Raw genomic sequence first — 24,688 nt, 5'->3', positions numbered from 1 at the left:
CGTCTTTTCCTCGATCAATCGAGAAACAATGTTAACCTACATTCTTGCTGAGTAGTTTATGCTAAACCGACACGTTCAAAAATGACATCCACATTTTTCATATGGTGGTTGTAATCAAATGCTTCAGCGATTTCTTCTGGTGTCAAAACAGAAGTGATCGCTTCGTCTTCTTCAAGTAACGGACGGAAGGACACTTGGTTATCCCAAGCATACGCTGTCTTAGGTTGAACAAGATCATAGGCTTCTTCTCTTGTCATCCCTTTATCGATCAATTTCAACATAACACGTTGGCTATAGATCAAGCCAAATGTCGCATCCATGTTACGTTTCATGTTTTCTGGGAATACCGTTAGATTTTTAACGATATTGCCGAAGCGGTTCAACATGTAATCAAGTAGGATCGTTGTATCAGGCAGAATGATCCGTTCTGCAGAAGAATGGGAGATATCTCTTTCGTGCCATAATGAAACATTTTCATAAGCGGTAATCATATGCCCACGGATCACTCGCGCTAAGCCAGCCATATTTTCTGAACCGATCGGATTACGTTTATGTGGCATAGCAGATGAGCCTTTTTGTCCTTTGGCAAAAAATTCTTCGACTTCTCGTGTTTCAGATTTTTGAAGTCCACGAATCTCAGTCGCAAAGCGTTCGATACTGGTCGCAATCAATGACATCGTCGCAAAATATTCGGCATGTAGATCACGTGGTAAGACTTGCGTGGATACTTCTTGCGGACGGATGCCTAATTTTTCACACACGTATTCTTCAATGAACGGAGGGATATTCGCAAACGTACCAACAGCACCGGAGATTTTTCCTGCTTCTACGCCTTTTGCTGCATGTTCAAAACGTTCGATGTTTCGTTTCATCTCAGAATACCAAGTAGCTAATTTTAGGCCGAAAGTCGTTGGCTCAGCATGCACACCATGCGTGCGTCCCATCATGACTGTATACTTATGCTCTTTGGCTTTTTCACCAATGATCGCTGTGAAACGTTTCAAATCTTCGCGCAAAATGTCATTTGCTTGTTTGATTTGGTAACCATAAGCTGTATCAACCACATCTGTACTTGTTAATCCATAATGGACCCATTTACTTTCGTCGCCAAGAGTTTCTGAAACTGCTCGAGTAAAAGCAACGACATCATGACGCGTCGATTGCTCGATCTCTAAGATACGAGCGATATCAAAAGACGCGTGTTCACGGATTTTCGCTACATCTTCCTTAGGTATTTCTCCTAATTCTGCCCATGCTTCATCTGCAAGTATTTCTACTTCTAACCATGCTTGATATTTATTTTGCTCTGTCCAAATATTGCCCATTTCAGGTCGTGTATAACGTTCTAACATCAACTATTCTCCTTTAATCCCAAATATTCGTTTTTTCGATTTCTTTCAATGTCGACTCGATATCTTCTGTCAAAATCGTGATGTGTCCCATCTTACGACCTTTTTTCGCTTGTTTCTTGCCATAGAAATGGAATTTCCAATCTTGTTTTTTCGCAATCAAATTGTAACTTTCTAAGAGTTGCTCACCTAAAACGTTGACCATGACTGCATCACTTAATAATGGGACTTTTTTAGGTAAAGGCCAACCGCAAATCCCACGGATATGCGCATCGAATTGTGTCATTCCGCATGCTTCTAAGGTGTAATGGCCTGAATTGTGTGGACGTGGTGCCAATTCATTCACATACAATCCACCAGTCTTCGTCAAGAACATTTCGACGCCCAGTACACCGGACAAACTCACTGCTTCAGCAATCACTTTAGCAATTCTTTCTGCCTCTTCGATCACATCCGCTGAAACAGTTGCTGGCGCAATCGTTTCATGGAGAATATTATTACGGTGGATATTTTCAACAACTGGGAATGTCGTATATTGCCCTTGCCCATTGCCTGCGACCATGATCGATAGTTCTTTTTCAAATGGGATCCAAGCTTCTAATACGCAAGTTCCTTCTCTTAAAAGATCCATCGCAGGAGCTAAGTCTGCTCGACTCTTCAGTACATATTGCCCCTTACCGTCATACCCGCCTCGAGTTGTTTTCAAGACACAAGGATAACCGATACCATCGATTGCATCTTGGATATCTGTAGGACTGACGATCGTTGCATGTGGAGCGATCACGATGTTATTTGTTTCTAAAAATGATTTCTCTAGTAGACGATCTTGCGTGATTGCCAATAAATCTGTTCCTTGAGGAATAAATGACATCGGCAAAATCGCATTCAGTGCTTCCACACTCACATTCTCAAATTCGTAGGTGATGACCTCAGTTCGTCTTGCAAGTTCTTCTAAAGCAAACGTATCATCGTAGGAACTTTCAATGTGCCAGTCCGCTACTTGAGCAGCCGGGCAATCATTCATCGGATCAAGTACACCGACTTTGAAGCCCATTTCTTTTGCACTGATCGCCATCATGCGACCTAACTGTCCACCACCGACGATTCCGATCGTCGAGCCTGGTAATAATGGTTTAACCAAGTTGATCACTACTTTCTATTACAGATTCAACCGACATTGCGCGTCGTTTCGCTAATGCAGCCTCCAACTCTAAATCATACATTGAAAGCATCTGTATCGCAAGTAGACCAGCATTAATTGCGCCTGCTTTTCCAATCGCTGTCGTCGCCACAGGCACGCCACCTGGCATTTGGACAATGGATAGCAAAGAATCCAATCCGTTCAATGTTCGGCTTTGAACAGGAACACCAATAACCGGTAATGTCGTCTTTGCAGCAACCATCCCTGGTAAATGAGCTGCTCCTCCCGCACCTGCAATAATCACTTTTATACCTTTTTCTCGAGCTTCTTCTGCATATGAAAACATCAAATCTGGTGTTCGATGTGCTGAAACTACTTTCTTTTCAAAAGAAACGCCAAATTCTTCAATGATCTCACACGCATGTTTCATTGTTTCCCAATCCGAGATACTCCCCATTATTACAGAAATTTTTGCAGCCATTCGTTTCTCCTCTCGATTCGTATTCACTTATATTTTATCAATCGCCCCTCTGTAAATCAAGATAAATTCGAATGAAAAATAGATAAAAAGGCTTATTGTTCGTCTTTAACAAATTGACTTTTGCTTGTTGAAATCAAGTTTTTCTGATCCAAATCATTTGTTTTTTTTAAGGATATCACACTTTTTCTTCATGTATCCAAAAGTAGGGAGAATCTGTTCATGACTATGCTACAAATAAAAAATTCGTCTGGGTCATTCGTCTTCTTGCACCACCCAAAACCAAACAAATGGCAGGAACAAAAGTAATCTTTTCGAAAATAAGGCACCATCCACAAAAATTTGAAAAACAAATTTCGTGGATGGTGCCTTATTTCTGTAAGCTAAAAAAGTCTCTACCCTATTAAGTTACTAGCTATGATTTATAGAAGTGATCTATATTATTACTTCAATGCTTCTTTAATGATTCTCTCGTCTTGTTTTAGTCCGTTAAAAACTAAGTTCAAAACAATTGCTGTGATACTGCTCATAACGATCCCGTTTCCTGTGAACATTTGAACTGTTTCAGGTAACTGGCTGAATAATTCGGGCATCAGATTGAAGCCTAAACCAAAACCAATCGACACTGCAGCAATCAATAAATTTTTGTCATTTGTAAAATCTACTTCTAACAACATCCGGATTCCCTGGATCGCCACCATTCCAAACATGACCAACATCCCGCCACCAAGAACTGGTTCAGGTATGATTTGAGCCACTGCGCCGATTTTAGGGAATAAACCCAAGATGATCAAAAAGAAAGCGGAAAAGTAAATTGGTTTTCTTGTTTTGATTCCTGAAAGTTGTACCAATCCGACATTTTGTGAAAAGCCTGTATAAGGAAATGTGTTAAAAATACCACCTAAGATGACGGCTAACCCTTCTGCTCGATAGCCTTTTTTCAGTTGCTCTTCTCCAACTTTTTTTCCAGTGATATCTCCTAAGGCAAAATAGACGCCTGTTGATTCTACCATGCTTACCATCGAAATGATGATCATCAATAAGATCGACCAGATTTCAAATGTCGGTTTCCCAAAGTAAAAAGGTTGCGGCACGTGAAAAACAGGGGCTTGTCCAATTGCTCCTAGATCGATTCTACCTAAAAAGGCAGCTAAGATACTTCCACCGATCAAACCGATCAATACCGCAATCGATCGAATGAACCCTTTGCCTAATAATTGCACACCAACGATCAGTAGGATCGTGACAAACGCTAATAGTAAATTCGTCAAATCACCAAAGCCTGGAGCAGTTGCACTGCCACCACCCATTTTTTCGATAGCTACTGGAATCAACGTCAAGCCAATCACTGTGATCACTGTTCCAGTAACAATCGGTGGAAATAGCTTTTTGATCTTTGAAAAGAAACCAGCAACTAGCACAACAAAAATCCCTGATGCGATAATCGAGCCATAGATTGCACCGACACCTTCTGTACTACCAATCAAAATCAACGGGGCAACTGCTTGGATCGCACAACCTAAAACAACTGGTAAACCGATCCCGAAAAACCGGTTGACAGTCAACTGCAAGAGCGTTGCTAATCCACACATGAAAATATCGATTGAGATCAGATAAGTCATTTGTTCTTGATTAAATCCTAACCCCGTACCGATCAATAACGGTACAGCGACTGCTCCCGCATACATCGCTAATAAATGCTGTAACCCTAAGACAGCTGCTTTTCCATTTTGTGTTTCTTTCTCCACGCTTACGCATCCTCCTCAAGAAAATCTACTTGACCATCAGAAAGTGATGCAACGCGGGCAAGTGAGACCACTTTTAAGCCCATTTCTTCAAGAAGTTGACGACCGTCTTGGAAGGATTTTTCAATGACGATCCCGATTCCCTCAACACTCGCACCTGCTTGTTGACACAATTCGATCAACCCTTTTGCTGCTTGACCATTGGCTAAAAAGTCATCAATAATCAGTACTTTATCTTCAGAAGACAAGAATTTACGAGAAATCGATATCGTGCTTGTTACTTGTTTTGTAAATGAATAAACGGATGCCGTCAATAATTCTTCATCCATCGTCAAACTTTTGGCTTTCCTTGCAAAGATCATCGGTACACCGAGCTCTTTGGCCGCAAATAAAGCGGGGGCGATGCCAGAAGCTTCAATCGTCACCACTTTAGTGATTCCTTGTTCTTTAAATACTTCCGCAAAACGTTGGCCCATTTGTTCCATCAAAACTGGATCTACCTGATGGGTAACAAAACTATCTACTTTCAACACGCCTTCACCCAAGACTTGTCCATCTTTATTGATACGTTCAACTAATTCTCTCACTTTATTTACTCCTTTTCTTGCTAAATTCATGCCACTCAACATAGAAAAAAACATCTCTACTGCTCATGTATAAGCAAAAAAGATGTCTCACTACTTTTTCACTTATAGTCCAACATTTACGGTGCTGGCTAGAAACTGTCATCCTTATTATGACGATATATAAGTTGTTCGATATTCGATTGATAAATGATATTTTTAGAAATAAAATAGTTTATTTTTTAAACGATGAAAACAGTCTAACACTTGTTTCTGAAACTTACAACTATATTTCTTGTTTTTCTCATGAAGGATTTATCTTTGGATTATTCTTGATAAACCTCATAGTTTCATCCTAGCAAACAAAATAGTATTTATGAAATAAAGCAACCTATCCCATAAAGGAAAAGGTTGCTAAAGCCAAGATTGTATCGGTAACTATTATCTATGGTTGGTTGAATGATATTTATTTTCGTTTGGTACTCAATTTGTTTTCTCGATTTTTCGATACTTGTCCATTTTGCGGCTGAATAACTCCCCGCTACTAGGTGGTGTGTAGGTGATCGCATTGGCGCCAGCTTCAATCGTTTCTTTGATGCTTTCTTCCGTGGGACCTCCAGTCGCAATAATCGGTAATTCTGGGTACTTTGCTCGGAAAAAGCGAACAGTGTCTGCTGTATCTTTTCCCGCACTGATATTGATGATCGTAATGCCGGCTGCCAATTTTTCGTCGATTTCCGAGTATTTAGACGTGACTGTACTGATTACCGGTATATCAACCACTTGACAGACATCATGGACAGTCTCTACTGGTGTTGGGCCATTCAAGACTACGCCTAATGATCCTTGTGCTTCTGCAAAAAGGCTCATATATGCCGAACGCATCCCTTGTGTCAAGCCACCGCCGACACCTGAAAACACAGGGATATCCGCTGCTTCAATGATGCTTTTCGTAATCGCCGGATGGGGTGTAAAAGGATAAACTGCGATCACCGCATTTGCATTGGTGTTTCTGATGATCGCAATATCCGTGGTGAAGATAATCGAACGTATCAACTTGCCAAAAATTTTAATACCACTTGCTTCCATAATGACCTCTGGGACTCTCACGATATCCTTACGTAATTCTGTCATTATTTCTGGAACAAATAAATCTGCCATCCGTCCACTTCCGTTCTTTTCTGATTATTGATCGTATTGATTTAACTGGTAAGTTTCAATCACATGTATGATTTTATCAGCATATGTCGGATCTGTCGCATATCCTGCCGCCTGTAACGCATGAGCTGCTTCAATATAATTGGTCGCAGTGATCACATTCGCATACAATGCAGGATTCCAATCGACACCATTGACAAATAAAGCCGTGTGGTCATCCATTGATTGTTCCCACGAAGAATAGACTCGAAAGTCTCCTTGGATGGTGATCCATTCTTCATTGATATATTCTTTTGTTTCCAGATTGACTTTTTCTTCGTTCCCGAACGCTTTGATTCCAAACAAGTTCTTATATTTACTGGCAAGCGTACTATTGCCCCAATCAGATTCAAGGATGGCTTGCCCAATAATGATACTTGGCAAAACGCCATAGCCTTGTTGTAGTTCTTTCGCATGTGGAACTAATGCGTTGATAAATTCTTGATGAGTCAGTGTTTCTTGTTGCTGTGCTTCCGTAGAGTAGGGCGATGACAAACTTCTCAAAGAAAAAACAAAAGCCATCATGATCAACATACTCCCTAAAACTACAGCAAACCAGCGATTATTTTTACGCCTTTGTTTTTTCCATTTATTTTTTGCCATCTCTTATTCCTACTTTTCTTTTAGTTGGTCCAAGTACTCCTCCATCGTTAAATCGTTTGATGTGATATATTCTGCACTTTCTTTGCCTACATAACGTAAGTGCCAAGGTTCATAAGTGATTTTTGTAATATCTTCTCGACCTTTTGGGTAACGGATAATAAAGCCATATTTAGAGGCATTGTCCGCAAGCCATTTCGCACCTGGTTCGTCACCATATTTTTCATCCAATACAGTATTGGGATAATTGTTATACCATGTTTCATCGACCACATCCACAGCTAAACCTGTATGGTGTTCACTGTAACCCGGTTCTGTCATAGTTTTTTTCGTAATCGCGGTCGCCTCTTCTTCAGTGACGCCCTGACTACTCATCACCTGTTGGACATTTTGAGCGAACACCTCTTGTTGTGTCGCAACGGAGCGGTAAGCCGATACCATAACTAAAGGAAAGCCCGCAGCTTTAGCTGCGTTAGCCAGTTCTTCATAATCAGCCTTAATACGTTTGTCGATCAAATAGCCATTATCTAGCGCAGCCAATTGGTTAGCTTCATCGATTTCTGTCTCGATTTTGTGATCAGGTCCGACCAATACCAGCGACCAATCATCCAACTTAACATCTGGCAAATCACTAGAGGTTGGTTTTTTTGTTGCTTTTTCTGTACTTTCTTCTGTCGCACTCGTCGTGTTTGTTTGTTCTGTCTTTGAATTATCAGCTTGAGCTTTCGTATCCGTCCGACTCTCACTAACAACCAGATAGCCCATCGCAACAATCATGATCACGACTGAGATAACGCCTAAAATTTTATTCACGTAAAAAATCCTTTCATTCCCTTTCTGGTTCCACTTTCTCACTCACGTAAGTTTCTTCCAGACTTTCATTTACCCAATCTAACAACTCGATTTTCTCCCCTTCGATTTGCTTTTGAACTTCTGATGGTAATCGAAAGTTCAAAATGTCATCATAACCCCACTCATCATATTGAATACTGACTTTCAAGTCAAGATATCCATTGACAATTTGATCATTTTTTAAAGGGAGCAACTCTACATTCGCACTGCCGCTACTTACCCATTTCTGAGCAATACGTGTTTTGATTTGCTTATATTCGGCTACTGCAACGTTTCTTTTTTCAGGGAAAATAATGGTTTGACGTAGAATTTTTTGCGTCAACATCCATTCATAGTCCGTAAAAAGATTTTTCACTTTTTGCATGGCCTCGGATGGTAAGTTTTGTTCACCACGCTTCCAAGCTTGCCAAGTTGTTTCATCCACCAATAGATAAGTATCTAAGAAATTTTCTTCTGTTTCAAATTGTTCGAGTAAAACACTCATAATAAGATCAACGTATACTTGATGCATCGCAATCTCCTCCTCCTTCTTATTCTACTTAAATTAAGTTAAAAAATCATCTATTAGAACATTTCTTTCACCTTTTTTTAGAAAGCAATTCTTCAGAACGATTGGATGTCCTTTTTTTGATATAATAATAGCGAAACCAAGAGTATTCAACTAAATACCCTTATATTAAATATATCACGTCAAGGAGAGATGAAAAATGAAAAAATACCAATGGGGCATTGTCGGTCTAGGATCGATTGCTAACGAATTTGCAGAAAACTTCGATCAAACATCAAGTGAATTGGTTGCTGTTGCATCACGAACTTTGGAAAAAGCACAGGATTTTGCTACACGCCATTCTATCAAAAAAGCGTATGGCGATTATCATGATATGTTGCAAGATGCTGAAGTTGATATCGTGTATATCGCCGTTCCGAATCGTCAACATATCGACTACATTCTTCCTGCCTTGGAAGCTGGGAAACATGTCTTATGCGAAAAAGCCATCACGATGAATAAGGCAGAACTTCAACAAGCCATCCAATTAGCGGAACAAAAAGAGCTGATCTTGGCAGAAGCGATGACGATTTTCAACATGCCTTTGTATCATCAACTTCGTTCAATGATCGATTCAGGCAAGTTAGGTGCATTAAAGATGATCCAAGCACCTTTTGGCAGTTACAAAGAACCTGATCCGACCAATCGCTTCTTCAACCCTGATTTAGCAGGTGGGGCATTACTTGATATTGGAACCTATGCTGTTTCATTTGCTCGATTCTTTTTGAGCTCACAACCGGAAGTCATCGCCTCTCGTATGATTCCATTTAAAACAGGTGTTGATGAACAATCTGTAACGATCTTGCAAAATAAAGAAAATGAACTAGCTACGATCAGCCTGACCTTCCAAGCAAAAATGCCAAAAGTCGGAATCGTTGCTTTTGAAAATGGGTATATCTCAATCAATGATTATCCTAGAGCTGACCAAGCAGAGATCATTTATACTGATGGTACAAAAGAACTGATTGAAAGTGGCCATCGTGCGCAAGCAATGAATTATGAAATTGAAAATATGGTAAAAATGATCGAAGGAGAACTGCCAAACCGTTCCCTGTATTTAACCACCGAAGTGATTGCACTTTTAGATGATATGCAAGAGCATTGGAAGAGTAACAGATAAACAGAATAAGAATAAGACGAAGCAGAGGATGGTTACCTCATCGCTTCGTCTTATTTATTCACCTTTACGCATCCACTATCATCTGCTGAGAAAATTCTACTTTTATTTCAATAAAACTTTTGAATGACTGTAAAAACTGAAACAATTCCGCACGATCCTCAAATTCACTTCGCGTAGTCGGCAATGGCATTTGACGATACATTCCATAGACCTCTTCGATCCTTGTCAATATTTCTTTGCCATCATTTGATTCAGAAAATGTCTCAGCTGTATAGATCAACAAGCCGTATATATGGTCGCTATAAGGCACTGGGTCCTGGATATAAGCTAAATTTTCTTGCATATCTTGGATCACATTGATCTGAGCCCGTCGCATAGAAAAATAGGTTTCATAATATTGATTTTGTCTAAGCAAGTTATTCTCTTGGTGATTCCGTGCATATGCCTGGCTTTCTCGAATATAAACTTGTAATTCTTTGCATAACCCTTGATTTTCGTAGGCTTCGCCAGAAAGCAAAAAGTCTGCCATGTTCTTCAAAAGAAGACGAAATCGCTCTTCGATGATCACTTGATTTTCCTTTAAACTTTTTTTACTATCTGGCATGTAGACATTAGATAACAAAGCAAATCCTACACCAATGATCATCAAGGCTGCTTCGTTTATGATCAATTGCCAACTCATACTTTGTTCACTAAGATAATGAGTGATCAAGACTGAGTTTACAACGATTCCTTCTGTCAATTTGAACCGCACGGCGATTGGAATAAAAAATAATAGAAAGATACTGAAACTGATGATTCGATAGCCCAAAAGTGTAAAACACATAAAGGCAATAAGTGTAGCGACAATAAATGCAGCGATTCGATAGATCCCAGTCATCAAGGTGGAGCGACGAGTATTCCCGACACTTAACAACGCAATAATACCGGCAGATGGCCAGAACAATAAGGAAAAGTAGTTTGCAACCAACATGGAAGCAAATACTCTGATGACCGTTTTTACCGTTCTCATTCCAATACGCATGATCGGCTCCTTTCTTTTTATTGAATTATACTAAATTCGTTCATGAAAAACTAGCAATCCATGGTAAGTTTAGTTATGATATTGTAAAGAACGTAAAGGAGAGTATACTATGCAATTTGGACGCTTTCGACTTGGTATGCGTACAATGAAGAGTGCTTTAGCCGTTTTCTTATGTATTTTGATCTTTCATCTCTTTGATCGTGGCATTCCAATGATTGCTGCCCTATCTGCTGTTTTTTCCTTGCGCCAAGATTTGACTACGACCTTTTCTTTTGGTCGCTCGCGTATTATTGGCAATCTACTTGGTGGCGGATTAGGTATTTTCTATTTTTTTGTAAAAAGTTACTTCCACAATGATTTTTTAGTTGAACTGATCGTTCTCCCACTTTTAGTGATCATTGTGATTGTCTTATCTGACGGTATCAATAATAATTCTGGGATCATTGCTGCTATTGCTACATTATTGCTGATCTCTTTAAGTATCCCTCAAGGAGAGTCAGCCTTCTATGCGATTGAGCGGGTTTTCGATACATTTATCGGGACATTTATTGCTATCGGTATCAATTTTTGCTTGCGTCCGCCAGAAGTTGAAAAAAAAGAAGAGATTGTCGAGGACTTAGAAGAATTAAGAAAAAAAGAGCAGGCTTTACTTGAAAATCTGGAAGAAGTAAAGGCACAGATCCGTGAGCAAAATGAAAATAAATAGCGAACCAATAAAAGACTCAAAGGACATGATCCTTTGAGTCTTTCTTAAGTTATTCTTTCGGTTCATTTGTTCCTTCGTAGACATTCAATTGTCTAGAATTTCCACGAGTGGAAAGATTCTCAATGATATCTTTGATGTCCAATCCAGTTGTTTCTTTCAACGTTTCTTGTGTCGTCGACAACAAGTTTGTCGCATAGCTTGTCACTCGATTGGCGCCACCTGCTTCACCTGAGGAATTACCTGTGTCAACAACAGAGATTTTTTCGATATTGCCTAGCGGTTGTGCCGCTTCACGCATCAGTTGAGGCAACATTTCGATCACCATGCTAAGCACAGCGGCTTCTCCGTATTCTTTGAACGCATCTGCAATTTTTTGTTTTGCTTCTGCTTCCGCTTTCCCTTTTGCTAAGGTGGCTTCTGCCTCGGCTTGTCCAGCTAAACGAGTTTGGTTGGCTTGGGCTTGGGCTAAGGCTTCGATTCTAAATTGTTCTGCTTCTGCCTCAGTCACTTCTTTGACTTTTTGCGCTTGGGCTTCTTGTTCTTTGGCGTAACGATCCGCATCGGCTTTTTTCTTCACTTCAGAATCGTATTGTTTTTCACGACGAATGATTTCTTTTTCTTCTAATTCGATTTGTTTTTGACGTTCGACGACTTTTACTTGCATCTCTTGTTCGATTACTTGTTGTTGTTCTCTGGCACTTTCTAAATTATACGCTTGGTCAGCTTTTGCTCGTGCCACATCTTGTTCCTGTTTATAGGCAGCTAATTTCAATTCTTTTTCTTTTAAAGATTCGGCGATCTCTGTTTGGCGTTGTAATTCTGCGGCTTGAGATTCTTTCTCTGCTTCCGCTTTTTTGATACGCGTTTCTTTAAGTGCTTCTGCTTCTGCAATATCTGCATCACGTTTGACTTGAGCAATCCGTGGTTTCCCTAAAGAATCCAAATAACCATTTTTATCACGGACTTCTTTGATCGTGAACGAAACAATGATCAATCCCATTTTTGCTAGATCCACCGAAGCAACTTCTTGCACACTTTGGCTGAATTTGTCACGATTCTGGTAAATTTCTTCTACTGTCATCGAACCTAGGATCGACCGCAAATGACCTTCTAATACTTCACGTGCTTCATTTTCAAGTTCTTCTCGCGTTTTTCCTAGAAATTGTTCCGCTGCTGTCGCAATTTCTTCGACAGAAGAACCGATCTTGATGATCGAAGTACCATCACACATCACCGGCACGCCCTGCTCTGTATAAACTTCTGGGGTAGATACGTCTAATTTACTTGATAATAAACTGATACGATTCGAACGTTGGAAAACTGGTAGTACGAATGCACCTCCACCGCGGACGATTTTGATTTTATTGTTACTCTCGTCGGCATGGACATTTTTACTTCCTAAGTAACTACCACTAATGATCAATGCTTCGTCAGGCTTTGCCGTTTGGTACTTAGCAACAAAGACGATCAATAACATTAAAACGATCAACACTGCTAAAACAATTGCAACAAACACTCCAGATATTTCCATTTCTTCCACTCCTTTACATTTTCAACATACTTTCGTACGGTGTAACATAACAAACACGGTCTCTTACTTCAATGATCAAAACTTTTTCGCCACGTCCGATCATTTTCTCTTGGGGCGTATAAAAACAAGCAGGGCGACTGATTGAACCAGTAACACTTTTTAATTGGATTTCTCCCATTCCTTGGATCGGTATCGGGGTCACGACTGTCGCGATTTGACCTTCTAATGTTTTTTCAGAAGTTGATAGCGTCGATTCTGCGTGCTTCATCGGCATCAAGACATAAAAATTCAACAAAAAAACTAAAACGGTTGCAATAATCGCGCTGATCACGAAAATCACTAACGAGGACTGGTCGGTCAAGGATTCACCTAAATAACCTAATAAACTGGTAAAAGTCAACCAGGGAACGATCAGCATCGGATCAATAGGTCCATCGAAATCAAAGACATCTCCAAAAATAACAAGTAACACTGCAACCCCAGCGCATATGAGTAAAACGTACCAGTAAATCGTGATGATTGCGATTCCTCCTATCATCTCATTCGCCTCCTTTGTGTACAAGATTATCATATCATACTAACCTATATAATTAACCTACTTTGGATAAAGTTTTCACTTTTAGTCCGTTTGGTTTTGGATTATACTAACAAAGGAGGTGAACGAATGAAAAATTTAAAAAAACTATGGGGTACATTGATCTCTATAGTTGTTTTTGGCGCAATTGGCTTTATCGGAATGGATCTAGTGAATGTAGAACAACCGATCTCAAGGGATTACAGTGAATCTAGTTATACTGCTTCAATCGATAGTGAATCGGAAGTTTCCACTGACCAACGATCAAACATGCGTACATATAGTATGGAATCTTCTGATAAACCAGTCGAAAGTACAAGCAAAAGTGAAGCTACTATCACAAGTAGTATACCTGACTCATCTGAACCAAGAAACAACGGCTTACCACAAGAAGAAGACTTAGCACCGACTGGAAACAATCCTGGGCCACAAGAATTAGGAACAGCTTCCTTTGATGGGGCTGAACTCTCAACAAACAAAGGATGGATCGAGTATCATGAGCTTGATCGATTAGGACGTCCCACTGGTGCGGATGCCTTATTGGAAAAATCAATGATCAATACAGGAACCAGCGCAAACCGTGACATCCGTCCTCCTGGATTTATTTCTGGTCCCAGATATGATCATTCTCGCGGACATCTGATCGCTAAACAGTTCGGCGGTAGTGGCGACGACGAAAGAAATCTAGTTACTTTGTTTCAATTTCCAGTCAATGATCCTTACATGAACTACTATGAACTAAAAATCCGTAAGGCGTTGAATCATGGTGAAACTGTACGCTATCGTGTTACTCCACATTATGTTGGCGATGAACTCATCCCTGAAAGTGTCGAGTTAGAGGCAAAAGGAACAGGCAATAATCCAACGATTGATTTTACGGTATTGATACCAAATAAAAAGTAGGTGAAACGATTGTTTGAACAATTGAAGCAACATCGTACATTAGAAGAAACACTCGCATGGCTGGAAGAAAACGAGCTGTTCGATTATGAGGAACTTGTGTTTTTCCCTTCTTACCAACATTTCAAAGCTAGTATTCTGCGAACAATCGATTATACCTCACTGGATGAAGCGGATGTTGCGAATCTCCTTTCATCCTTGCACTTGGTTGCTCGCACGATCGATGGTGATTATCTCTTAGCAAATGAAAAAACGGTTTGTTTGTTTCCCCGCTCTCACCAAAAAGAAGAAATCCAGCGATTTAATGGGAGTTTAGCCGATCTACTAATAAGATACGCAAACTCTTCGAAATCCATTGTCGAATTTTTTACCTTTTCTACTAACTAAGGTTGCTCGCATTAACAATGACAGACTGGGGCTTATATTTGAACATTTAACAAAAAACGTATCGCGCATGTTTAGGTTTATGAAACAAAATATCGTACAAAAAAAACGTCCGAAATGATCATTCTCATTTCGGGCGTTTTTACTAACTTATTTTATAAACTAGTCTCTTCCAATGTTACTTGGGTTTAGTGTGAATAAAAAGCACCTAGTTACTTTGCTATCTTTATATGTTTCATTTCAATAATATGAATGATCAAGCACCTACCCTGTAACTTCTAGCTGATAAAACATATTTTTCAATTTCTACTAAGAAGAATAAAAGTAATCCAGGTAAAAGACTGATGACGACTTCCGTACTTGATAGTAGGTTTGTTCCTAAAGCCATTCGTAATGGTGGGAACCAGATCATCGCGGCTTGAAGCAAGATCATGATCCCAATTGAATAAAACAATGCTGTATTTTTCCATAATCCTCTATCTAAACTAAATTCGCTAATCCTACGACAATTGATCATATAGAAGGCTTGACCAAACACCATTGCATTGATCAACACGGTCTGACGTGCATCGTTTGAGACATATTCCATCGCAGTTAAGCCTAAGATCGTTAAGATCATCCCTACATATAAAATGCGCATCAACGCATATCGTGACAAAATCCGTTCATTCAATGGTCGTGGTCGTCGACTCATCACTTGTTTTTCTGCCCGTTCAAATCCTAAAGCATAGGACAAGGTGATCGAAGCAACTAGATTCAACCATAAGATTTGCACAGTCGTCAAAGGTAATGGGTAGTTTCCGATCAATGAGAAAAGTAACAATAATCCTTGCGCCAAACATGTTGGTAAATAAAAGAGAATCGTTTTCTTCAAGTTGTCGAATATCCGACGTCCTTCTTTGACTGCATAAGCGATCGTCTCAAAATTATCATCGACTAAAACCATATCTGCTGCTTGCTTACTGACATCGCTCCCTTTGATTCCCATAGCAATCCCGACGTCAGCTTTTTTCAAAGCTGGTGCATCATTCACACCATCACCGGTCATCCCAACAATTTCACCTTGCGCTTGTAGATAAGAAACGATTGCCAATTTGTGTTCTGGTGTCGTTCGCGCAAATACATCGTTTTCACTTACTGCTCGTTGCCATTGTTGCTCTGACAGTTGATTCAGCTCTTTTCCTGTGATTGCTGTTTGATGATTTTGCAATCCTAGTTGTTTTGCGATGGCTTTCGCTGTCAGTGGATGATCGCCTGTGATCATTTTGACACGTATTCCTGCCTGTTGCATCGATTTCACTGCTTCAATCGCTGACTCTTTTGGTGGGTCGATCACGCCGCATAAGCCAATCATCGTCAATGCTTCATCTAGTGAATCATGAGATAAGTCTTTATCGCCGATTTCTTTCATCGCAAAAGCTAACACACGTTGCCCTTGACTCGCTAAATCCTCATTTTTCTTATGCCAACGTTTTTTATCGATCGATTGGCTCATACCTCTAGCGTCCATTTGTTGCCCCGCTTTTTCGATCAATACATCCGGTGCACCTTTTACGAACAAGATATTCTTCCCATTGATCTCATGAACAGTCCCCATGTATTTATACGCTGAATCAAAAGGGATTTTGGCAATAGGTGAATGGATTATCGCCTTTTTTGTATTTGTATAACGTAATAATGCAAGTTCTGTTGCATTTCCTGTTGCAGGACAAGCCCCATCTGCTAATTGTGTTTCTTGACAATTATGCATCGCTTGTAACAAATATTCTTCAACTTTTGTATGCGATACTTTCGCAAATGTTTCAGGCGTATACCAATCATTTATTGTCGCTATATGAACTAAAGACATTTCATTTTTTGTCAATGTTCCTGTCTTATCTGAACAAATAACCGTCATCGCACCTAAGGTTTCTACTGTAGGCAATGTTTTTACGATGGCATTCTTCTTTGCCATTCGATTCACGCCGATCGACAAAATGATCGTTAAAATCGACGGCAGGCCTTCTGGGATCGAAGAAACGATCAAAGCAATGATCGCCGTAGCAATATAGCCCCATGTCATACCGTAATAAAAATACGAAACAAGAGCAATTAACAAAATCAATGCACTGATTCCTTTAAATATACTTGTATTCATTTCCTTGATTTTCTTCAATAATGGGGTTTCTTGTTCCTCAACAGTAGATAAAGAATGGCTGATTTTACCGATTTGAGTATTCGAACCTACTTCAACAACTACACCTAATCCATTACCAGACTCAACTTTTGTGCCCGAAAAAGCCATATTTACTTGTTCAGCTAATTCTGTATTTTCAGGTAAGCTCTCAACAGTTTTGCTGACAGAATGTGTTTCTCCTGTTAAAATCGCCTCATCCACTTGTAAATTGAATGATTCGATGATTCGAACATCTGCTGGTACGATATCTCCAGCAGTCAAGACGACTTGATCGCCAACAACCAAGTCTGCCGGATCGATCTCTCGTTTTTTACCATCTTCTAAAATCACTGCTTTATCACTCAATAATCCTTTGATACTATCTAAAGAAGAAGCTGCTTTTCGTTCTTGGAAGTACCCGATCATCGCATTTAGAAAAACAACTAAAAAGATCATGCCACCTTCCATCAATGCACCAGTTGCTACTTTCAATATCGCTGCCCCTAATAAGATGTACATCAACGCATCATGGAAATAAGATAAGAATTTTTGCCATTCTGGTGTTTGATCTTTTTCTTCCATCTTATTTTCTCCATATTTTTGTTGACGTTCCAGCCGATCACTCTCTGTGATATATTCTGTGACTTGAACTTGTTTGATTGTTTCTTCCGTTGACTTGTTATACCATTCCATACTTTTTCTCCTCCAACACTGACTAATCTATAATCAGCTTACAGGTTAGAGTAACTCTAAGGTCAAGGATTTCGTGTAAATAATTTAAAAATACTCGCTTTTTTGAATCAACTAATAGTAAAATGAGGGACAGATATAAAGTATAAATAAAATCAAACGGGAGTGAATCGATTGAAAATCAATGAATTAGCAAAATTATATGATATTACCCCACATACTTTACGTTACTATGAAAAAATCGGTTTGATCCAACCAGATTATGACGATAACGGTTATCGAAATTATTCGTACAAAGAATTAGAACAACTAAATACGATTCGCGATCTGCGATATTTTGATGTTTCTTTGCCTGAGATTGTCGAATACCTGAATAATAAAAATATTGATCGAACAAAAAAACTTTTACGATTTGAAATAGACTCCTTGCATCGTTTGATTGCTGAATCAAAAGAAAAAATCTCCTTATTAGATGATCGCTTACAGTTGATCTATGAAGTGGAAGATACTCCATTCAATCAACCGATCGTGATGGAACATCCGTTACGTCAAGTAATCAAAGACGATGAAATGACGAATAGCGATGATGTCGATTACGCATTGAAACAGCTGCATAAAAAGCATGAGAAACACCTCAGTGCCAACAATCAAAATTTATTTGGAAGTATCTTACATGAAGAGTCAGATCCTTTTGCCTATCAAGTCTTTTATTTCTATCCAGAAACTGCCTCTTTGATCAACGAGGTGTCCACGTTACCATCCGGGAAATACTTGACCTACACTTACCAAGGAGCCTACGAGCAACAAGTCACAGGCATTCAAGAAATAAAAAAATATGCACAAACACATCAATTAGAATTAAAAAGTCCATTTTATGAACTCTATCTCGTAGATTTCCATGAAACCAATGACCAGAATGAATTTATTACACGCTTAGAAGTATTGATCCAATAACCAACTATTTATCTAAAAAACAGCCAAAAGAGAGTAAAGCTACGAGTTGCTTCTTCCTTTTGGCTGTTCATTTATGCTTTTTTACGCATGATAACGTTCAACACCATCTAAATAGGTGGCATCTAAGGTCATGTCAGGATTCAAGACGATGAAATCAGCATCTCTTCCTTTAGCAATCTTTCCACATGTATCGTCGATCTTACAGCTAACTGCAGGAACGTACGTAGCCATCATGATTGCTTGTTCTGGTGTAGCTAAGCCCCAATCTACGACATTTTTGATTGCTTCTTTTAATCTTAGGATACTTCCAGCTAGATTTCCAGATTCTAAGCGAGCCGTTCCATCTTTTACGACTACTGGGAACTCACCTAAATTGTAGTTACCATCAGGCATCCCACCAGCCATCATGCAATCCGTGATCAAAGCCACATGTTCATGTCCTGCTTTTTCCATCAGGATCTGTGCTGCATTTGGGTGGACATGGTGACCGTCACAAATCAACTCAGAAAATACGTGATCCAATGATAATAACGCACCGACCATACCTGGCTCACGATGGTTCAAGCCGCGCATCCCGTTAAACGCATGAACAAATACACTTGCACCTGCTTCAACAGCTGCTTGTGCTTCATTGATCGTTGCATTACTATGACCTAAAGCAACGACAACGCCTTCATCTGTTACTTGTTTTACAAATTCTTCCACACCTGCGCGTTCTGGTGCTAATGCGATTTTTTTGATCAATCCGCCTGAAGCTTCTTGCCATTCATTGAAGACTGCCAGATCGGGGTCGCCAAAATAACTTGGGTTTTGCGCGCCTTTATGCTCTTCTGTAAAGAATGGTCCTTCAAAATAGATCCCTTTGATTTTAGCGCCAGGAGCTTCATGGTACATTTTTCCAATCGTCTCTGCCACATCTTTTAGACGTTCTTTACTAGAGGTTAATGTTGTAGGTAAAAAGGCAGTTACCCCACAAGATAATAAGCCTTCTGACATGGCTTTGATTCCTTCTGCGTCATTATCCATAACATCGTGATTCATAAACCCATGAATATGTGTGTCTACAAGTCCAGGGGCGATCCATTTACCGCTTTGATCAATGATCGTTACTTCACCTGTTGGTTTTTCTGAAAGATATTCGCCAAAAAGCCCATCAGTGATTTCAAGATATCCAGTGTTTTTCACACCAGATGCTAAAAAGAATTTGTCAGCATAGATATAAGTTCTCATTCTATTCTCTCCTTTGATGATCTACCTTTAAATTACTCTTATTTACGAAAGAAGTCAAGAATGGTCTACACCATTTATATACTTTTAGCAATCTTTTTTACTGCTTGAGCTAATTCTTCATAAAACAATGCTTTTGATAGTTCATTTTGCTGTTTGTAGATCAAACTTTTTAGAATAAATAAATCATTTAAATAATAATAGCTATTTTTTTCTTGTGCCCAACGAATCCCTTGATTCACTTGTTCAAGAGCTGCTTGGCGTTCTCCTTGATGAAATAGAAAACTACCATAATTATAAAAAATCTGCGTCAATTCGCTTTTGTTGTGCTCGTTGATCGTATCATGCAAGAGTTGGACACTACGACTTAAATAATATCTTGCTTCTGTACTTCTCCCTGCAACCCCATAGACTTTACCAATACAGCTGATCAATTGGATCTCGATATCACAGACATGTGTCCGATCTTTTTGGCTGGAGTAAGTCAATGCTTCTTTCAAGTAACTAAGTGCCTTTACTAGGTTTTTCCTTAATGTAAATTCACAAACACCTAAATAATAATAATACCGTTGAAAATCCTCAGCTGAATAGAGATTCTCTGTCACCTTCGCTGATTTTAGTTCTTGTTCTAATTTACGATAATCTCTTTTTAAAAAGTAAAGGTCCAGAAGATCAAACTGTCTAGTTGCTGCTCGCATCTTGTCCTTGGATAAGTTCATTACATAATCGATCGTTACACCAAGCCTGTGACAGATTTGGGCCATCACTAATACATTTGGTAACTCTTCGTTATTTTCGATTCTACTTAGCACACTTTGAGAACAAATGCCTTGTGAAAGCATTTGTTGAGTCATTTTTTGTTCTTTTCGGATTTCTTTGATGATCGTACCAAAGGAATCGACTAATGCTTCCATAAGTATCCCCCTCTCAAAAAAAATATGCGTATTCGCATGACTACATGTATTGTACTTGACTACTTTGTAAACTTCAAGAAAAGTCCAATAGCAACGAATCATTTTTCAAAAATTGACATTAAAAAAACGCCTCGGTATCCGGACGGCTTTTAGGTGAAGTCGTATTTACTTTATAAAAAAACTTGCCAATCACATCGTTTTTACTACTCGTTGGCTATTACTCGAAAATGGTTATTGCAGGTGTTAAGTGAGAATAAACCCCAGACAAAAACGGTTGATTTAGTGAAGTAAGCAAACGCCTATAAGAATCGTTGATTCCAATTTTTATAGTGATTCACTTACTTCATAAAATCTTGATTTGTCCCGTCAGTTACTCGCTTGCGCTTAAAACTACCTACTTAATACACACGCACAACAGCCAAAATATGACATTTCCTATCTTTGTTGGTAGGTTGTCAGGAATTCACGCATTTTTTTCGCCGTTACTTTTAGATCGTCTAATTTTGGTAAGTAAACGATTCGAAAGTGGTCTGGATCAGGCCAGTTAAAACCGCCTCCGTGAACCAGTAAAATCTTATGCTCGTGTAGAAAATCTAATACGAATTGCTCATCATTGGTAATATTAAAGCGTTTCGTATCGATTTTTGGAAAGATATAAAATGCTGCTTTCGGTTTAACTGCTGATAATCCAGGGATATCGTTGATTGCATTATAGATGTATTCTCTTTGTTCGTAGATCCGTCCACCTGGCAATAACAATTCATCCACACTTTGGTAGCCACCTAATGCAGTTTGGATGATTTGTTGTGACAGGACATTTGAACAAAGACGCATAGAGGAAAGCATATTCAACCCTTCGATATAGCCTTTTACATTTGATTTGTCACCACTCAACACCATCCAGCCGACACGGAATCCCGCCACACGATGTGATTTAGATAGGCCATTCAATGTGACAACGAATAGATCAGGTGCTAAAGTCGCAATCGGGATATGCTCTAAGCCGTCCATCACTAAACGATCATAGATTTCGTCTGAATAAATGATCAATTGATGTTCTCGTGCGATTTTCACGATTTCTTCTAATAACTCTTTCGGATATAAAGCTCCTGTTGGGTTATTAGGATTGATGATCACGATTGCCTTTGTTCGGCTAGTAACTTTGGATTTGATATCCTCAATATCTGGATACCATTCGGCTTGTTCATCGCATACATAATGAACTGGTTTTCCTCCAGCCAAAGAAACAGAAGCTGTCCATAAAGGATAATCTGGCATTGGCACTAATACTTCATCGCCATTGTCCAGTAGCCCTTGCATACACATCGTGATCAGCTCACTGACCCCATTACCAGTATAGATATCATTGATCGTCACATTTGGAAATTTTTTCAATTGACAATACTGTTCAATCGCTTTTCGTGCAGAAAAAATCCCTTTTGAATCCGAATAGCCTTCTGAATCTCTAGCATTCATGATCAAATCACGGATCACTTCATTTGGTGCCTCAAATCCAAATGGTGCTGGATTTCCCGTATTCAATTTTAAAATACTGATGCCCTCTTCTTGCATTCGCTCTGCTTCTTCAAGAACCGGTCCCCGGACATCGTAACTTACGCCTTCTAATTTGTTGGATTTTTCAAATTCTCTCATAGTGATCCAATCCCTCGTTTCAAAAAAGTTAGAAATTTCTGATTATACCTATTTATTTCCATATCATACTCCATTCATCTGGTTTTTGCCACCGTTTTAAAAAAATCCTAGATGAAAATCAACTTTTTTTACTTTTATCTTTCATGTCGATCGTTCCAAAGATTTGCTGCCCAATCCATAGCGATCCCAATGATCACACCTAAGAATATCCCCATGATCAATTGTCCGAATGCTGATCCAATGATCATGCCTGCCACCATTCCTAAAATGGAAAATTCTCCATCATATTTATTCATGATTTTCCTCTTTCATATCTTGACATCTATTTCGTTACTCGCTATGATTAAAGTGTTGTTTCTTGCAGACGTGATGGAACGGCAGACATGCAAGATTGAGGGTCTTGTGAGCGCAAGCTCGTGTGGGTTCAAATCCCATCGTCTGCATAAATAAGTAAAACTCATGGTTTATGCCATGAGTTTTTTTGTTTTTATTTGAAAAACAAGGCAGTTCAACGAGTCAATTTACATTTTTTTCTACCTATATAAGAGTAATCCATTCGTCATTGCTATCAAACATTGTTTTTGTTCTCTCATTTGATGATCTTCTGTTTAGGGAAGAGACTATTTTCAAAAGCGACAACAATGTTTGGTTTTTCTAATACCGTGTAGTCTTTGACGACAAATTGCTTACGGTTATTATAGTAGCCTTTCACAAATATCTTCATTCCTTCATCGACATCGGCAATAAAATTAAGACTATGATTAGCAATCAAGCAATTCTCTGACCCTAAAGTAAAACGGATCAGTGGTCGTTCCCCTAGTTTGATCGTTCTGATTTTTGAGACCGTGCCATATTTTCTTTCCATTGTCATCTCTCCCCTCATCACCATTATACGAACAAACGTTCCGTTTTTCAAGTGATTTTCCTTGAAAAAACAACTCTAAAAAAAGTATCTTTAACGTCTACTTATTCACTTGGCGATCAACGATTTGTTGAGATTTTTCCGCCGTTTGCTTTGCATCGTTTCTCGCTTTTTCTAATTGTGCGATATAACTTCTCAAATTACTATTTTCTGCTGAAATAGTTTCTAATTGTTTCTTCGTGGTTGCTAAATCAGTTTGTAAATTTGTTTTTTCTCGATTTAATTGGTTGATTTGCTCGTTTAACTGATTGACAGTACTTTGCATCTCTGTATATTTGCCCTGAATCTCTTGGAGTCTAGTATTCCATTGACTATTTAGGGTGTTGATTTCGTTTATTTTTTGAGTGATTTCATTGATCTTATTGTTAATCTCGATTTGTTTGTCATTTAGTTGGTTTTCTTTACTGGTTAATTGGTTTTGTAAATTTGCATGTTCAGCAACCAATTGGCTTTTTTGCGTTTCCAAGTCAGTGATCTTTGTTTGGTATTCTTGCGCTTTTGTTTGTATGTTTTGAAGATCTTGATTTTTTATTGCTAATTGACTATTCAAGTCAGTGATTTTTTGGTTATGGTTTGTTAACTGTTGATCAAGTTTTTCTAAATTTTCGTTGATCTTAGTGATATCAGATTCCCCACCCCAGAATAAAACTTCTCCTGCAAACCGTGTGCCTGTATAACCAATCCCCCCTAGCAACAATGCAATCAATCCAGTAATCATCCATTTTTTTTTCATGTTCTTCTCCTTAATAAATATTATTATTTTATAACCAGCTAAATCTAATCTTTTACTTATCTATTGTCAAGACATATCTATTTTTAATTTTCAAATTCTATAAAACGTTGAAATGAAAGGACTATAAATTAAATTACAGGCAATATTTTAGTACAAATTCTTTAATTGTTTTATAATAATAGTATGTCATATAGGAAAGGGGTAATTTCAATGAAAACTTTAGATATGATTGCTTTAACATTGTTGATTGTTGGAGGATTGAACTGGTTATTAGTCGGTTTATTAGAATTTGATTTAGTTGCGACGATTGCAGGCGGCTCTACGACTATTTTAGCTAAAGCTATATATATTATTGTTGGGATTTGTGCTATTTATTGTTTGAAATTCTTTCCAATGATCTCCAATCGTGTAGAACATCAATAATTGGGATTTGATTTTTTTAGAACATGGGGCAAACATTTGCTCCATGTTTTTTTATTGATTAACTTCTTCGTATTGTCGTCTATAGACTTAAGAATAGCTATTATGATTGATTGATATCCAGCCATTTTATCTTCTACAATAGAAAAAACATATTTATTGCCCGCTTAATATTTTCTTAACTAATTTTTCTTATCAAAAAACGAGAACATACATTCTTTTAATTAAAGGAAAGAAAGCGTTTTTCGGTTACATATGTTTCGTTAAATATTACAAAAAAGGTAGCTTTGTCATAAACTGTTACGTTTT

25 protein-coding genes, 1 tRNA gene and 1 riboswitch are annotated in these 24,688 nt (G+C 38.6%); of the genes, 7 read left to right on the top strand and 19 right to left on the bottom strand.

Features of this window, described 5'->3' with window-relative positions:
• Positions 1-56 precede the first annotated feature (56 nt).
• The 9 genes from purB to EM4838_RS05425 form a co-directional block, all read right to left on the bottom strand.
• A complete protein-coding gene (gene purB, locus EM4838_RS05465) occupies positions 57-1,352 on the bottom strand; it encodes an adenylosuccinate lyase (RefSeq protein WP_034690182.1) in 1,296 nt (431 codons plus the stop codon).
• A 13-nt stretch (positions 1,353-1,365) separates the two neighbouring features.
• Positions 1,366-2,490 (bottom strand): 5-(carboxyamino)imidazole ribonucleotide synthase, encoded by a 1,125-nt coding sequence (gene purK / locus EM4838_RS05460; protein WP_179948054.1) that lies wholly within the window; start codon positions 2,488-2,490, stop codon positions 1,366-1,368.
• The gene (gene purE / locus EM4838_RS05455; protein ID WP_010735688.1) at positions 2,483-2,971 is read right to left on the bottom strand and encodes a 5-(carboxyamino)imidazole ribonucleotide mutase; all 489 of its coding nucleotides are present in this window, start codon (positions 2,969-2,971) and stop codon (positions 2,483-2,485) included. The genes purK and purE overlap by 8 nt, the downstream gene beginning before the upstream one ends.
• A gap of 440 nt (positions 2,972-3,411) precedes the next feature.
• Positions 3,412-4,716 carry a nucleobase:cation symporter-2 family protein gene (locus EM4838_RS05450; RefSeq protein ID WP_019723457.1) on the bottom strand — a complete coding sequence of 435 codons (1,305 nt, stop codon included), beginning with the start codon at positions 4,714-4,716 and terminating at the stop codon, positions 3,412-3,414.
• Positions 4,717-4,718: 2 nt separating this feature from the next.
• Positions 4,719-5,300 carry a xanthine phosphoribosyltransferase gene (locus EM4838_RS05445; protein WP_019723458.1) on the bottom strand — a complete coding sequence of 194 codons (582 nt, stop codon included), beginning with the start codon at positions 5,298-5,300 and terminating at the stop codon, positions 4,719-4,721.
• An 85-nt stretch (positions 5,301-5,385) separates the two neighbouring features.
• Positions 5,386-5,483: riboswitch (purine riboswitch) on the bottom strand.
• Between the two features lie 276 nt (positions 5,484-5,759).
• On the bottom strand, positions 5,760-6,437 hold the full coding sequence (locus EM4838_RS05440) for a beta/alpha barrel domain-containing protein (protein ID WP_071867140.1): 678 nt from the start codon (positions 6,435-6,437) through the stop codon (positions 5,760-5,762).
• Positions 6,438-6,461: 24 nt separating this feature from the next.
• Positions 6,462-7,076 carry a glycoside hydrolase family 73 protein gene (locus EM4838_RS05435; RefSeq protein WP_071867141.1) on the bottom strand — a complete coding sequence of 205 codons (615 nt, stop codon included), beginning with the start codon at positions 7,074-7,076 and terminating at the stop codon, positions 6,462-6,464.
• Positions 7,077-7,085: 9 nt separating this feature from the next.
• Positions 7,086-7,886 (bottom strand): M15 family metallopeptidase, encoded by an 801-nt coding sequence (locus tag EM4838_RS05430; protein ID WP_071867142.1) that lies wholly within the window; start codon positions 7,884-7,886, stop codon positions 7,086-7,088.
• Positions 7,887-7,899: 13 nt separating this feature from the next.
• A complete protein-coding gene (locus EM4838_RS05425; protein WP_071867143.1) occupies positions 7,900-8,436 on the bottom strand; it encodes a hypothetical protein in 537 nt (178 codons plus the stop codon).
• A gap of 196 nt (positions 8,437-8,632) precedes the next feature.
• Between EM4838_RS05425 and EM4838_RS05420 the strand changes: the two genes are divergently transcribed.
• Complete coding sequence (locus EM4838_RS05420) at positions 8,633-9,592, top strand: Gfo/Idh/MocA family protein (protein WP_071867144.1); 960 nt, start codon at positions 8,633-8,635, stop codon at positions 9,590-9,592.
• 64 nt (positions 9,593-9,656) lie between these two features.
• Here EM4838_RS05420 and EM4838_RS05415 read toward each other — a convergent pair whose 3' ends face one another.
• Positions 9,657-10,616: an aromatic acid exporter family protein gene (locus tag EM4838_RS05415; protein WP_071867145.1), complete on the bottom strand. Its 960-nt coding sequence runs from the start codon at positions 10,614-10,616 to the stop codon at positions 9,657-9,659.
• A 109-nt stretch (positions 10,617-10,725) separates the two neighbouring features.
• On the opposite strand from EM4838_RS05415, the gene EM4838_RS05410 reads away from it, so the two are divergent.
• The gene (locus EM4838_RS05410) at positions 10,726-11,322 is read left to right on the top strand and encodes an FUSC family protein (protein WP_071867146.1); all 597 of its coding nucleotides are present in this window, start codon (positions 10,726-10,728) and stop codon (positions 11,320-11,322) included.
• Between the two features lie 49 nt (positions 11,323-11,371).
• Here the strand turns inward: EM4838_RS05410 and EM4838_RS05405 are convergent, their stop codons facing one another.
• A complete protein-coding gene (locus EM4838_RS05405; RefSeq protein ID WP_071867147.1) occupies positions 11,372-12,853 on the bottom strand; it encodes a flotillin family protein in 1,482 nt (493 codons plus the stop codon).
• 13 nt (positions 12,854-12,866) lie between these two features.
• A complete protein-coding gene (locus EM4838_RS05400) occupies positions 12,867-13,391 on the bottom strand; it encodes an NfeD family protein (protein WP_071867148.1) in 525 nt (174 codons plus the stop codon).
• A 126-nt stretch (positions 13,392-13,517) separates the two neighbouring features.
• Between EM4838_RS05400 and EM4838_RS05395 the strand changes: the two genes are divergently transcribed.
• The gene (locus tag EM4838_RS05395) at positions 13,518-14,330 is read left to right on the top strand and encodes a DNA/RNA non-specific endonuclease (RefSeq protein ID WP_071867149.1); all 813 of its coding nucleotides are present in this window, start codon (positions 13,518-13,520) and stop codon (positions 14,328-14,330) included.
• 9 nt (positions 14,331-14,339) lie between these two features.
• Entirely contained in the window at positions 14,340-14,714 is a 375-nt protein-coding gene (locus EM4838_RS05390) for a hypothetical protein (RefSeq protein WP_071867150.1), read from the top strand.
• 253 nt (positions 14,715-14,967) lie between these two features.
• Here the strand turns inward: EM4838_RS05390 and EM4838_RS05385 are convergent, their stop codons facing one another.
• Positions 14,968-17,559, bottom strand: a complete 2,592-nt coding sequence (locus tag EM4838_RS05385; RefSeq protein ID WP_071867151.1) for an HAD-IC family P-type ATPase — start codon at positions 17,557-17,559, stop codon at positions 14,968-14,970.
• Between the two features lie 162 nt (positions 17,560-17,721).
• On the opposite strand from EM4838_RS05385, the gene EM4838_RS05380 reads away from it, so the two are divergent.
• Entirely contained in the window at positions 17,722-18,510 is a 789-nt protein-coding gene (locus tag EM4838_RS05380; protein ID WP_233433767.1) for a MerR family transcriptional regulator, read from the top strand.
• 81 nt (positions 18,511-18,591) lie between these two features.
• Here EM4838_RS05380 and nagA read toward each other — a convergent pair whose 3' ends face one another.
• From nagA to EM4838_RS16575, 4 genes are all read right to left on the bottom strand, one after another.
• Positions 18,592-19,740, bottom strand: a complete 1,149-nt coding sequence (gene nagA / locus EM4838_RS05375) for an N-acetylglucosamine-6-phosphate deacetylase (RefSeq protein WP_071867153.1) — start codon at positions 19,738-19,740, stop codon at positions 18,592-18,594.
• Between the two features lie 74 nt (positions 19,741-19,814).
• Positions 19,815-20,651 carry a helix-turn-helix domain-containing protein gene (locus EM4838_RS05370; RefSeq protein ID WP_071867154.1) on the bottom strand — a complete coding sequence of 279 codons (837 nt, stop codon included), beginning with the start codon at positions 20,649-20,651 and terminating at the stop codon, positions 19,815-19,817.
• Between the two features lie 435 nt (positions 20,652-21,086).
• Positions 21,087-22,304 (bottom strand): pyridoxal phosphate-dependent aminotransferase, encoded by a 1,218-nt coding sequence (locus tag EM4838_RS05365; RefSeq protein ID WP_019724414.1) that lies wholly within the window; start codon positions 22,302-22,304, stop codon positions 21,087-21,089.
• 134 nt (positions 22,305-22,438) lie between these two features.
• A complete protein-coding gene (locus EM4838_RS16575; protein ID WP_169823223.1) occupies positions 22,439-22,600 on the bottom strand; it encodes a hypothetical protein in 162 nt (53 codons plus the stop codon).
• Positions 22,601-22,664: 64 nt separating this feature from the next.
• On the opposite strand from EM4838_RS16575, the gene EM4838_RS16460 reads away from it, so the two are divergent.
• Positions 22,665-22,747 (top strand) — tRNA-Leu (locus EM4838_RS16460).
• A 146-nt stretch (positions 22,748-22,893) separates the two neighbouring features.
• Here EM4838_RS16460 and EM4838_RS05360 read toward each other — a convergent pair.
• Together EM4838_RS05360 and EM4838_RS05355 are read right to left on the bottom strand one after the other, a co-directional pair.
• On the bottom strand, positions 22,894-23,169 hold the full coding sequence (locus EM4838_RS05360; protein WP_019724534.1) for a hypothetical protein: 276 nt from the start codon (positions 23,167-23,169) through the stop codon (positions 22,894-22,896).
• A 97-nt stretch (positions 23,170-23,266) separates the two neighbouring features.
• Positions 23,267-23,959: a GumC domain-containing protein gene (locus tag EM4838_RS05355; RefSeq protein ID WP_071867155.1), complete on the bottom strand. Its 693-nt coding sequence runs from the start codon at positions 23,957-23,959 to the stop codon at positions 23,267-23,269.
• 210 nt (positions 23,960-24,169) lie between these two features.
• Between EM4838_RS05355 and EM4838_RS05350 the strand changes: the two genes are divergently transcribed.
• Positions 24,170-24,382, top strand: a complete 213-nt coding sequence (locus EM4838_RS05350; RefSeq protein ID WP_010735711.1) for a DUF378 domain-containing protein — start codon at positions 24,170-24,172, stop codon at positions 24,380-24,382.
• Positions 24,383-24,688: the final 306 nt, after the last annotated feature.

Source organism: Enterococcus mundtii (genome assembly GCF_002813755.1).
Lineage (GTDB): Bacteria > Bacillota > Bacilli > Lactobacillales > Enterococcaceae > Enterococcus_B > Enterococcus_B mundtii.
This window is presented reverse-complemented; position numbering and strand designations above follow the sequence as displayed.